Below are 11846 nucleotides of genomic sequence, written 5' to 3' on the forward strand. Positions count from 1 at the left end.
GACAGCCGCCACCCGGCGAAATTACAGGTACCGTGCCTGATATCTTGCCCGGCGGCGCTGCGCTTGCGCGGGCCTACAGGGTATGAGCCTGTAGAGGGCCCTGTAGGCCGGGTAAGGCGACAGCCGCCACCCGGCATAACGGCTGGAGCCGGGTCGATAACTACCCGGACTCGCGCGAAAGCCGCGTCCGGGCTACCGGTTAGGATGAAGGATAACAGCCGCCAGCGCTCAGCGTCGGGAGCGCACCACCTGGTAGCGGCGGGTGAAATACTCCACCGGCGCGCTCCAGACGTGAACCAGACGGGTGAACGGGAAGATCAGGAAGATGGTCATCCCCAGCACCAGGTGGACGCGGTAAATCCAGGCCACGCCGTCCAGATGCGCCGAGGCGCCGCCGTGGAAGGTGACCACCGCCTGCGCCCAGTCCACCAGCTTGAGCATTTCGCTGCCGTCCGGATGCTGGGCGGAGAAGGGGATCGTCGTCAGCCCCAGCGCGCACTGAATCAGCAAAATGCACAGGATCAGAATATCTGCCGTGGTGGAGGTGGCGCGAATGCGCGGGTTGGTCAGGCGGCGCGCCAGCAAGCCGATGCCGCCCACCAGGGTGAGCACCCCGCACACGCCGCCGAGGATCATTGCCATCAGCTGCTTCTGCGACATTGGCAGGAACCACGAGTAGACCCAGTGCGGGGTCAGCATGCCAAAGAGATGGCCGAAAAAAATGCCGAGAATGCCGATATGAAACAAGTTCGACCATAGCACCATCCCGCGTTTATCCAGCATCTGGCTGGATGACGCGCGCCAGGTATACTGCCCATAGTCGTAGCGTAGCCAGCTGCCGAGCAGAAACACGGCGCCGCAAAGGTAAGGGTAGATATCGTAAAAGAAGACGTTCAGATACTGGATCATTTCGGGCCTCCGGCGCGGATGTCGACGTACAGCGGCGCCACATCCTGGCTAAAGCGTCGTTGATAAGCTTGCATAGGCGAGCTGTCGCAAGCGGTCGCATTATCTTCAATAAACTTCACCTGCTCTTCTTCCCACACTTCGTCCAGCGCCTGACAGGTATCGTCGCGCTTTTCTCCCGCCACCTGTTTGGTGACACTGTCACTGTTGAGCGGGCTTTTTGCCAGTTCCAGCAGGGCGTCAAACAGTTGATAATACGAGCATTCTCGTTGCTTCAGGCGGCCGCCGATCAGCGCCAGAATCGGCGCGATATTCTGCAGCCCTTCGCGGGCGTCGGCGAGGGGTAAAATACTGAGATACTCCAGATACAGCGGCAGATAGTCGGGCAGTTCACGGCAATCGATCAGCAGACCTGCCTGCTGATACTGATTCATCAGGTCCACCATCGCCTGGCCACGGTCGCGGGACTCAGCATGCACATGTTCAAACAGCAGCAGCGAGGTGGCGCGCCCTCGCTCGAACACCTCGCACCAGTCGGCCTGGCGATCCAACAGTGGCGCCGCCAGCAGCTCCCCGACAAAGGGCGTCAGGGAAGGGATATCGGCGCTGACCAGCGCCAGGGCTTCGTCGCGGTTCTCCCACAGCACCTCGTCGGGATACTCCAGCAGCAGACCGAGCACTTTCAGGATCCGCATCACTCTCCCTCCCCATGCTTACGCACGCCGCTGACGTCGATGGCGTCAATCCGCCGGCTGTTAAACAGGTTGAATTTCGTATCTGAACCGTGACAGCCGTCGCCGAAGGTAAAGCCGCAGCCGTTGCGTTCCGGGAAGGCGTCCTCCGCCAGTTCGCGATGGCTGGTGGGGATCACGAAGCGGTCTTCGTAGTTGGCGATCGCCAGATAGCGATACATCTCTTCGACCTGCTCAACGCTGAGTCCCACCTCTTCAATTGCCCGGGTATCGGTCACGCCCTCGACGGTTTGCGAGCGCTTGTAGTGGCGCATTGCCATCATCCGTTTCAGCGCGCGCAATACCGGTCCGGTATCCCCGGCGCTTAGCAGGTTCGCCAGGTACTGGACCGGAATGCGCAGGCTCTCAACCGCCGGCAGGATGGCGCCGTTGTTCGGCAGGCCGCCGGCGTCGGCAACCGACTGGATCGGCGACAGGGGCGGCACATACCAGACCATCGGCAGGGTGCGATACTCCGGATGCAGCGGCAGGGCCAGCTTCCAGTCCATCGCCAGCTTATAGACCGGCGATTTCTGCGCCGCCTCAATGACATTGTGGGGGATGCCTTGTTTTAACGCTTCCTCGATGACCGCCGGATCGTTTGGATTAAGGAATACCTCGCACTGGCGCTCATAGAGGTCGGTTTCATGCTCGGCGCTGGCAGCCTCTTCGATACGGTCGGCGTCATACAGCAAGACGCCGAGATAGCGGATGCGCCCGACGCAGGTTTCGGAGCACACCGTTGGCTGCCCGGACTCAATGCGCGGATAGCAGAAGATGCATTTTTCCGACTTGCCGCTCTTCCAGTTAAAGTAGATTTTTTTATATGGACAGCCGCTGATGCACATCCGCCAGCCGCGGCATTTGTCCTGGTCTATCAGCACGATGCCATCTTCCTCACGCTTGTAGATGGCGCCGCTCGGGCAGGTGGCTACGCAGCTCGGGTTGAGGCAGTGCTCGCACAGGCGCGGGAGGTACATCATAAAGGTGTTTTCGAACTGGCCGTACATCTCTTTCTGCATGGCTTCGAAGTTACGGTCGCGGGCGCGTTTCTCGAATTCACCGCCGAGCAGTTCCTCCCAGTTCGGGCCCCAGTCAATTTTATCCATCCGCTCGCCGCTGATCAGCGAGCGTGGGCGGGCGGTAGGCAGATATTTTCCCTCCGGCGCGTTGTGCAGATGCTGGTAATCGTAGGTGAAAGGTTCGTAGTAATCGTCAATCGCTGGCAGCACCGGGTTGGCGAATATCTTCGACAGCACGCTAACCCGATTGCCGAGGCGGGGCGTCAGTTTACCGCTGATGCCGCGGATCCAGCCGCCTTGCCACTGCTCCTGGTCTTCCCAGTTTTTTGGGTAGCCAATGCCCGGTTTGGTTTCCACATTATTGAACCACGCGTACTCCATGCCCTCCCGGCTGCTCCAGACGTTTTTACAGGTGACCGAGCAGGTGTGACAGCCGATGCATTTGTCCAGATTCAGCACCATTCCAACCTGAGAACGGATTTTCATTTTTTCGCCTCCTGTACCTGATCGCGACCTTCGTCATCCAGCCAGGCAATATTTTTCATTTTGCGGATCATGATGAACTCGTCGCGGTTGGAGCCGACGGTGCCGTAGTAGTTAAAGCCATAGGCCAGCTGGGCGTAGCCGCCGATCATGTGCGTCGGCTTCGGACAGACGCGGGTGACGGAGTTATGAATGCCGCCGCGGCGGCCGGTCACTTCCGAACCCGGGATATTCATAATCCGCTCCTGAGCGTGATACATCATGGTCATCCCCGGCGGCACGCGCTGGCTCACCACCGCCCGGGCGGTGAGGGCGCCGTTGGCGTTGAACGCTTCGATCCAGTCGTTATCTTCAATGCCCAGCTCTCTGGCGTCAGTTTCACTGAGCCAGACGATCGGCCCGCCGCGCGACAGCGTCAGCATCAGCAGGTTTTCGCTGTATGTGGAGTGGATCCCCCATTTCTGGTGCGGGGTCAGGAAGTTCAGCGCTTTCTCCGGAAAACCGTTCGGCGGCACGGCCTTCATCTGGCTGACGCTGCGGGTATCAATGGGCGGGCGATAAGCCACCAGGCTTTCGCCGAAAGCCCGCATCCACGGATGGTCCTGATACAGCTGTTGCCGCCCGGAGAGGGTGCGCCACGGGATCAGTTCGTGCACATTGGTATAACCGGCGTTGTAGGAGACGTGCTCGCTTTCCAGTCCGGACCACGTTGGGCTGGAGATGATCTTGCGCGGCTGCGCCTGAATATCGCGGAAGCGGATCTTCTCATCCTCTTTATTCAGCGCCAGATGAGTGTGGTCGCGACCGGTAAATTCTCCCAGCGCCTGCCAGGCTTTCACCGCCACCTGGCCGTTGGTTTCCGGCGCGAGGCTGAGAATAACTTCGGAGGCGTCAATGGCGCTGTCGATCCGCGGCCGGCCTTTGGCCGGACCGTCCTGCTTGAGGTAGTTAAGCTTGCCGAGGAAATCGACTTCGCTTTGCGTATTCCACGAGATGCCTTTTCCGCCGTTGCCAAGCTTATCGAGCAGCGGCCCGAGAGAGGTGAAGCGTTCCCAGGTGGCGGGATAGTCGCGCTCCACCAGGGCAATCGACGGAGCGGTTTTCCCGGGGATCAGATCGCATTCGCCCTTGCGCCAGTCAAGCACCTCGAACGGCTGCGCCAGCTCAGCCGGAGAGTCATGCTGCAGCGGGACCAGCACCACGTCGGTCTCTTTCCCGAGATGGCCGACGCAGACCTGCGAGAAGGATTTGGCGATATCTTTGTAAATCTCCCAGTCGCTCTTTGCCTCCCACGCCGGGTCGACGGCGGCGGAAAGCGGGTGGATAAACGGATGCATATCCGAGGTGTTCATATCGTCTTTTTCGTACCAGGTGGCGGTCGGTAGAACAATATCGGAAAAGAGACAGGTACTGGACATGCGGAAATCCAGCGTCACCAGCAGGTCGAGTTTGCCCTCGATAGCCGCCGTCTGCCACTCGACTTCCTCAGGTTTCACCTCATCGCTGGCGCCCAGTTCATCCCCCTGAATACCGCTGTCGGTCCCGAGCAGGTACTTCAACATGTACTCATGCCCCTTACCGGACGATCCCAGCAGGTTAGAGCGCCAGATAAACAGGTTCCGCGGATGGTTTTTACCGCTGTCCGGCTGCTCGGCGGCAAAGCGGATCTCGCCGGATTTTAGCGACCGCACCGTGAACGCCGAGGGCGATAGCCCGGCGGCCTCGGCCTGCTGCTTGATGGTCAGCGGGTTGACGTTGAGCTGTGGCGCAGAAGGCAACCAGCCCATCCGTTCCGCGCGGACGTTGAAGTCAATAAGGCTGCCGCTAAATTTGCTGGCGTCGGCCAGCGGCGACAACAGCTCCTGCGCGGTCAGTTTTTCATAGCGCCACTGGCTGGCGTGATTGTAGAAATAGGAGGTGCTGTTCATTTGCCGCGGCGGGCGGTTCCAGTCCAGCGCGAACGCCAGCGGCAGCCAGCCGGTCTGTGGGCGCAGCTTCTCCTGGCCGACATAGTGCGACCAGCCGCCGCCGCTCTGGCCGACGCAGCCGCAGAACACCAGCAGGTTAATCATCCCCCGGTAGTTCATATCCATGTGGTACCAGTGGTTTACCCCGGCGCCGAGGATAATCATCGAACGGCCATGGGTTTTATGCGCCGTATCGGCGAACTCGCGGGCGATTTGTTCGATATGCTGGCGCGGCACGCCGGTGATCTGCTCCGCCCACGCCGGGGTATAGGCTTTAACCTCGGCGAAATCTTTCGCCGCATTGACATCATCAAGCCCTCGGTCCAGGCCGTAGTTAGCCAGAATCAGGTCATATACGCTGACCACCAGGCCGCTTTCGCCACTGGCCAGCGTCAGCTGTTTCACCGGGAGCGGATGAAGGGTTACCGGTGCCTGCGGCACGCTGCGGAAATGCGGGTTTTCATTGCCGCCGAAGTAGGGGAAGGCGACTGACGCCACGCTGTCGCGAATATCCAGCAGAGACAGCGTGAGCTCCACCGTTTTGCCGTCAGCCAGCGGTTCGAGGTTCCATTTCCCTTTTTCGCCCCAGCGAAAGCCGATGGAACCGTTCGGCGCCACCAGTTCGCCGTCGGCGGTGCAGGCGACGGTTTTCCATTCCGGGTTATTCGTTTCGCCCAGTCCATCCAGCAGGTCGGAGGCGCGCAGCATGCGGCCTGGCACATAGCTGCCATCGTCGCGCGGCTCAAGCATCACCAGCATCGGCATGTCGGTATAGGTGCGGCAGTAGTTAAGAAAGTAATCACTCGGATTATCAAGGTGGAAGGCTTTGAGGATGACGTGGCCCATGGCCATCGCCAGCGCGCTGTCGGTACCTTGCTTCGGCGCCAGCCAGTGGTCGCACAGTTTGGCCACTTCCGAATAGTCCGGGGTGATGGCGATGGTTTTGGTGCCTTTGTAGCGTACTTCGGTGAAGAAGTGGGCATCCGGGGTCCGGGTCTGCGGCACGTTGGAGCCCCAGGCGATAATGTAGCTGGCGTTGTACCAGTCGGCGGATTCCGGCACGTCGGTCTGCTCGCCCCAGGTCATTGGCGAGGCCGGGGGCAGATCGCAGTACCAGTCGTAGAAGCTGAGGCAGGTGCCGCCGATAAGGGATAAATAGCGGGTACCCGCCGCGTAGGAGACCATCGACATCGCCGGGATCGGCGAGAACCCGGCGACACGGTCCGGGCCGTAGTGTTTGATGGTCCAGACGTTGGCGGCGGCGATGAGCTGATTCAGCTCTTTCCAGCTGGAGCGGACAAAGCCGCCTTTGCCGCGCGCCGCTTTATAGCTGGTGGTTTTGGCCGGATCCTGCATGATGCTATCCCAGGCCTGCACCGGGTCGGGAAACTGCGCCAGTGCTTCGCGCCACAACGCAATCAGCCGTTTACGCGCCAGCGGGTACTTCAGACGGTTGGCGCTATAGAGATACCAGGAGTAGCTGGCGCCTCGCGGGCAGCCGCGTGGTTCATGGTTCGGCAGATCCGGGCGGGTACGCGGATAATCGGTCTGCTGGGTTTCCCAGGTCACCAGACCGTTTTTGACATAAATTTTCCAGCTGCAGGAGCCGGTGCAATTCACGCCGTGGGTGGAGCGGACAATTTTGTCGAACTGCCAGCGTTGACGGTAGCTGTCTTCCCAGTCACGGTTGTTGTTGTAGACCTGACCGTGGCCGTTGGCAAAGGTTTCGCCTTTCTGCTTAAAGTAGCGAAAGCGATCCAGTAGTTTACTCATGACATTTCTCCTGCTCCGATAAAGTCCGGCATCGTGCCACCCGGCCGGATGAGCGAACGAACGCGTACGCCGGATAAGGCGGAAGCCGCCATCCGGCAGATAAATCGTTATGGTTAAGCGGGTTTACGTCGGCCGTAGACCAGCCAGGTCACCAATACGCAAACCACATAAAAAACGAAAAAGACCTTCATCGCCCCGACCGGCGAACCGGTCATCGCCAGCGAGGTGCCGAAGGCTTTTGGGATAAAGAAGCCGCCGATGGCGCCAATTGCCGAGATAAAGCCCAGCGCGGCAGCGGTATCGGTTACGGCTTCGTGCTGCGCTTCTTCTTCGCTGCCGCCGCGCTGCCTCACGCTCTCGATGGTGAGCTGACGGAAGATGACGGCGATCATCTGGAAGGTGGAGCCGCTGCCGAGCCCGGCGGTTAAGAACAGCCCCATAAACACCACGTAGAAGGCAAGGAAGCTACCGGATCCGCTGCCCGGCAGGGTGAGGAACAGCAGACCGGTAAAGAGCGCCATCAGCACGAAATTGACCAGCGTCACCCGCACACCGCCCAGACGGTCGGAGATGATCCCGCCGAACGAACGCGCCAGCGCGCCGATAAACGGTCCAAAGAAAGCCAGCTTGAGAATGTCGACCGCAGGAAACTGGGTTTTCGCCAGCATGGCGAAGCCGGCGGAGAAGCCGATAAATGAGCCGAAAGTCGCCAGATAGAGCAGGCTCAACAGCCACATATGCGGGCGCTTGAGTACGGGAAGCTGATCGCGAATCGAGGCCTTCGAACTGGCGATATCATTCATACCGAACCAGGCGGCAGCGGTGGCAAGCAGCAGGAGGGGTACCCAGACGAGCGCCGCATTACTCAGGGCCATGGTCGATCCATCGGGCTGGGTGACGCCATGGACGCCGAGGAAGGTGAAGATCGGCAGGAAGATCACCGCCGGGGCGACCATCTGCATCACACTGACCCCGAGATTGCCCAGGCCGCCGTTGACCCCCAGCGCGCTGCCCTGTTTGGCTTTGGGAAAAAAGAAACTGATATTTCCCATACTGGAAGCAAAATTAGCCCCGGCAAAACCGCACAGCAGCGCAATAACAATAAATACCCAGAATGGAGTAGCGCTATTCTGGATCGCCACGCCTAACCAAATACAAGGCACAATTAGGATCACTGTACTTAATACGGTCCAGTAGCGCCCGCCGAAGAGGGGTACCATAAAGGAGTAGGGGACCCGTAATATCGCGCCGGAAAGTGAAGGAAGTGCGGTTAATAAAAAAAGCTGGTCGGTAGTGAAATGAAAACCGACCTTATTAAGGTTGACCGCCACGGCGCTGAATAACATCCATACGCAGAAGGCAAGTAGTAAGCAGGTGACTGATATCCAGAGGTTTCTTCTCGCAATGGCCTGACCCTTGTTTTCCCAGAAGGCCTTATTTTCTGGCCGCCAGTTTTTCAAAAGGTAATGATTATCTTTCTCATTTTGTACCGACATATTGCCCTCTAATTGCCCGGAATGGAGTAAATAAATAAGGTCAACAGCTGAATACAAGGTGACGGTGAATAACCCTTAATTGGCGTTATCTAAAAAGCGTAGATAAAAAAAACGTGCTGTCGGAGAGCACGTGGAGAGCGTAGCGGGATTAATTGTTACTAAATGTAAAATTTAACTAAAATAACTCCAGCGTAATCATCTTATTGACGTAACGGCTAAACGCCGTCTCGTCCAGGGTTTGGGTGCCGAGGGCGTAAATCCCGTCGAGGCCGCACACCAGGGCGATAAAACGCCAGGCGATATCCACCGGCGGCTCGCTCGAGTGAAACTCACCGCCGGCGAGGCCCTGTTCCACGATCGCCACGGTCTCGGCATGCCACATGGTCATGGTCAGCAGGTAGGCCGCTTTGATGTCCGGGTCGCTGTCGGCCAGCACCTGGCCCTCCCGCCACAGGCGGATATAGGGTTCCAGCCGGCCATCCTCGCTGCCGATCATCGAGAATAACCGCTCGCGCCAGCTGGCATCCTCCGCCACCAGCGGCATGTCGAGCATCTCGCGGATAAGACGGATGAACACCTGGGACTTCAGCTCGCCGATGGAGGCGAAGTGGTGGTGCAGTTGCCCGGCGGCCACCTGCGCCTCGCGGGCGATCTGCCGGACGGTCATGGCGCTGAAGCCGCCACGCAGCGCCAGGCGCATGGCGGCCTGCATAATCCCTTCCCGTCGCTCATCCCGCTGTAAATAGTGCATAGAACCCCGCTGATATCTGGCTTTGGCCGAGTGTAACAAAAAGTTGGACATGTGTTCAACAATCCGGCAGGATCGCCATCCTGGACATGTGTCCAAGTTCTAACATTGAGGTACACGCTATGTCACGGCAATGGATGACGCTGATGGCGATTTTGCTGGTTTATATTCCGGTGGCGATTGACGCCACGGTGTTGCATGTGGCCGCGCCGACCCTCAGCGTCGCGCTGGGCAGCAGCGGTAATGAGCTGTTGTGGATCATTGATATCTATTCATTGGTGATGGCCGGGATGGTGCTGCCGATGGGCGCCCTTGGCGATAAAATCGGCTTTAAACGTCTGCTGCTGCTCGGCAGCGCTATTTTTGGCATCGCCTCGCTGTGCGCCGCGCTGTCGCCGACCGCCCTGACGCTTATTGCCTCCCGCGCCCTGCTGGCGGTGGGGGCGGCGATGATCGTTCCGGCGACGCTTGCCGGGATCCGCAGCACCTTCGCCGAGGCCAGCCAGCGCAATATGGCGCTGGGGCTGTGGGCGGCGGTGGGCTCAGGCGGCGCGGCCTTTGGCCCGCTGGTGGGCGGCATGCTGCTGGAGCATTTCTACTGGGGATCAGTGTTCCTGATCAACGTGCCGATTGTGCTGGTGGTTATCGCCATTAACGCGAAAGTGGTGCCGCGCCAGCCCGCGCGCCGCGACCAGCCGCTGAACCTGCTGCAGGCGCTCATTTTGATTGCGGCGATCCTGATGCTGGTGTTTAGCGCCAAATCGGCCCTGAAGGGCCAGCTGGCGCTGTGGCTCACCGCGCTGGTGGCGATCGGCGGGGCGGCGATGCTGACCTGGTTTATCCGCAAACAGTTGTCGGCGGCCCGGCCGATGGTGGATATGCGCCTGTTCACCCATCGCATTATTTTAAGCGGGGTGATGATGGCGATGACGGCCCTGATTACCCTGGTGGGTTTTGAGCTGCTGATGGCGCAGGAGCTGCAGTTTGTGCATCAGAAAACGCCGTTCGAGGCGGGGATGTTTATGCTGCCGGTGATGGTGGCCAGCGGCTTTAGCGGGCCGATTGCCGGGATGCTGGTGTCAAAGCTCGGACTGCGCGAGGTGGCTACCGGCGGGATGTTGCTGAGCGCCTTAAGCTTTCTGGGCCTGGCGCTGACCGATTTCAGCACTCAACACTGGCTGGCCTGGGGGCTGATGACGCTGCTGGGCTTTAGCGTCGCCAGCGCGCTGCTGGCCTCCAGCTCCGCCATTATGGCGGCGGCGCCGAAGGAGAAAGCGGCGGCGGCCGGGGCGATCGAAACCATGGCTTATGAGCTGGGCGCCGGCCTCGGCATTGTGCTGTTCGGCCTGATCCTCACCCGCAGCTACAGCGCCACCATTGTGCTACCGTCCGGACTGAATGAGACGATGGCGCAGCAGGCGTCGTCATCGATCGGCGAGGCGGTCAGCCTGACCCAGGCGCTGCCCGCCGGGGTGGCGGAGGCGCTAATGGCGGCGGCCAAGGCGGCCTTTACCCAGGCGCACAGCCTGGTGCTGGCGACAGCGGGGGTCATGCTTCTGCTGCTGGCCGCCGGGATCTGGCGCAGCCTCGCCACGGCGACGAAGCCGCCGTCGGCGCTATAGCTGTAGCGACAGGTCCATCGCCGCGCGGCGTAGCGGGGCGAGGGCCTTCTCTTTTAACGCCGCGGCGCTGACCGTCGCGGCCGGCACTCCGACATTCAGCGCGGCCACCACCTGGCCATGACGCGACAGCACCGGCACCGCCAGCGAGCACAGTCCCACCTCTATCTGGCGGTCGGCGAGGGCATAGCCCTGCATGCGCACCCGATCAATCTCCGCGCGTAGCCCGGCCATATCGCACAGGGTGTGGGGGGTGTAGCGAATGAGCACGGCGCGTGACAGTGTCACCTCCAGCTGCTCCTCCGGCAGCGCGCTGAGCAATACCCGACCCATCGACGTCGCCCAGGCCGGCAGACGGCTGCCGCGTCCGAGATCGACGCTCAGTAAATTATTCACCGCGGCGCGGGCGATATAGAGCACGTTATCCCCATCGAGCGTCGCCGCCGAACAGGATTCGCCGAGGGCTTTGCCGAGGCTATCCAGCGCCGTCTGCGCCACTTTCGCCAGCGGGGTGCCGGCGAGATAGGCATGGCCCACCGCCAGCACCCGGGGCAACAGCTCATAATGGCGGCCATCCGGGCTATGGACCATGCCCAGCGCGGCGAGGGTATACAGGCAGCGGCGTACCGCCGCGCGGGAAATTTGCGTTTTCTGGCTTAACTGGGAAATGGTCAGCCGCTGACGCTGCGGGGTAAAGGCGTTAAGCACCTCCAGCCCGCGAGCCAGAGACAGCATAAAGTTGGGATCGTGCTCGGCCTGCCTGGCGCTTAGGGTGGTGGGGGTATGGTCACGCATGGATTCCCTCTCCGTTGCATTGCAAAGCTCACGGGGCATCACTATACCGTGCGCAAACCGCACCGTCCTGAATTGTGCCGGTTTTACCACCGCGATCACATTATTAACCGCCTTTTAACAAACGTGCCGATAATCGCACAACATTTCGATTATCGCCGTTGACCACCCGCCAGACCGAACCCTATTGTCAATGGCACAGCCCTCCCCGTTATGGATGTGGGTACAAAAAGGGCTTTGTTGAATAAATCGAACTTTTGCTGAGTTGAAGGATCAGATCACGTATCCTCCCGACAACACAGACCATTC

Annotated in this window: 8 protein-coding genes; 1 reads left to right on the plus strand and 7 read right to left on the minus strand. The window is 60.1% G+C overall.

The window, feature by feature from the left end; genetic code table 11:
* Positions 1 to 228: 228 nt before the first annotated feature.
* The 6 genes from narI to K5R89_RS25830 form a co-directional block, all read right to left on the minus strand.
* Entirely contained in the window at positions 229 to 909 is a 681-nt protein-coding gene (gene narI, locus K5R89_RS25805; protein ID WP_023289864.1) for a respiratory nitrate reductase subunit gamma, read from the minus strand.
* Entirely contained in the window at positions 906 to 1601 is a 696-nt protein-coding gene (gene narW / locus K5R89_RS25810; protein WP_023289863.1) for a nitrate reductase molybdenum cofactor assembly chaperone, read from the minus strand. The genes narI and narW overlap by 4 nt, the downstream gene beginning before the upstream one ends.
* Positions 1601 to 3145, minus strand: coding sequence for a nitrate reductase subunit beta (gene narH / locus K5R89_RS25815; protein ID WP_023289862.1), 1545 nt, complete (start codon positions 3143 to 3145; stop codon positions 1601 to 1603). Before narH ends, narW begins: the two co-directional genes overlap by 1 nt.
* Entirely contained in the window at positions 3142 to 6882 is a 3741-nt protein-coding gene (locus K5R89_RS25820; protein ID WP_086075914.1) for a nitrate reductase subunit alpha, read from the minus strand. The genes narH and K5R89_RS25820 overlap by 4 nt, the downstream gene beginning before the upstream one ends.
* Positions 6883 to 6995: 113 nt before the next feature.
* Positions 6996 to 8378, minus strand: coding sequence for a NarK family nitrate/nitrite MFS transporter (locus tag K5R89_RS25825; protein WP_023289860.1), 1383 nt, complete (start codon positions 8376 to 8378; stop codon positions 6996 to 6998).
* A 175-nt stretch (positions 8379 to 8553) separates the two neighbouring features.
* Positions 8554 to 9129, minus strand: coding sequence for a TetR family transcriptional regulator (locus tag K5R89_RS25830; RefSeq protein ID WP_217259630.1), 576 nt, complete (start codon positions 9127 to 9129; stop codon positions 8554 to 8556).
* A 119-nt stretch (positions 9130 to 9248) separates the two neighbouring features.
* On the opposite strand from K5R89_RS25830, the gene kmrA reads away from it, so the two are divergent.
* Complete coding sequence (kmrA, locus tag K5R89_RS25835) at positions 9249 to 10748, plus strand: MFS transporter (RefSeq protein ID WP_217259629.1); 1500 nt, start codon at positions 9249 to 9251, stop codon at positions 10746 to 10748.
* Here kmrA and K5R89_RS25840 read toward each other — a convergent pair.
* The gene (locus K5R89_RS25840) at positions 10743 to 11579 is read right to left on the minus strand and encodes an IclR family transcriptional regulator C-terminal domain-containing protein (RefSeq protein WP_072198970.1); all 837 of its coding nucleotides are present in this window, start codon (positions 11577 to 11579) and stop codon (positions 10743 to 10745) included. The two genes, kmrA and K5R89_RS25840, sit on opposite strands and share 6 nt — an antisense overlap.
* Positions 11580 to 11846 lie beyond the last annotated feature (267 nt).

It is taken from the genome of Klebsiella sp. TF21-TM (genome assembly GCF_019753495.1).
Classification (GTDB): domain Bacteria; phylum Pseudomonadota; class Gammaproteobacteria; order Enterobacterales; family Enterobacteriaceae; genus Klebsiella; species Klebsiella quasipneumoniae.

Bases quoted from the DNA above. Each gene is read 5' to 3' on its own strand.
- narI (WP_023289864.1), bottom strand. From the start codon at position 909: ATGATCCAGTATCTGAACGTCTTCTTTTACGATATCTACCCTTACCTT.
- narW (WP_023289863.1), bottom strand. From the start codon at position 1,601: ATGCGGATCCTGAAAGTGCTCGGTCTGCTGCTGGAGTATCCCGACGAG.
- narH (WP_023289862.1), bottom strand. From the start codon at position 3,145: ATGAAAATCCGTTCTCAGGTTGGAATGGTGCTGAATCTGGACAAATGC.
- K5R89_RS25820 (WP_086075914.1), bottom strand. From the start codon at position 6,882: ATGAGTAAACTACTGGATCGCTTTCGCTACTTTAAGCAGAAAGGCGAA.
- K5R89_RS25825 (WP_023289860.1), bottom strand. From the start codon at position 8,378: ATGTCGGTACAAAATGAGAAAGATAATCATTACCTTTTGAAAAACTGG.
- K5R89_RS25830 (WP_217259630.1), bottom strand. From the start codon at position 9,129: ATGCACTATTTACAGCGGGATGAGCGACGGGAAGGGATTATGCAGGCC.
- kmrA (WP_217259629.1), top strand. From the start codon at position 9,249: ATGTCACGGCAATGGATGACGCTGATGGCGATTTTGCTGGTTTATATT.
- K5R89_RS25840 (WP_072198970.1), bottom strand. From the start codon at position 11,579: ATGCCCCGTGAGCTTTGCAATGCAACGGAGAGGGAATCCATGCGTGAC.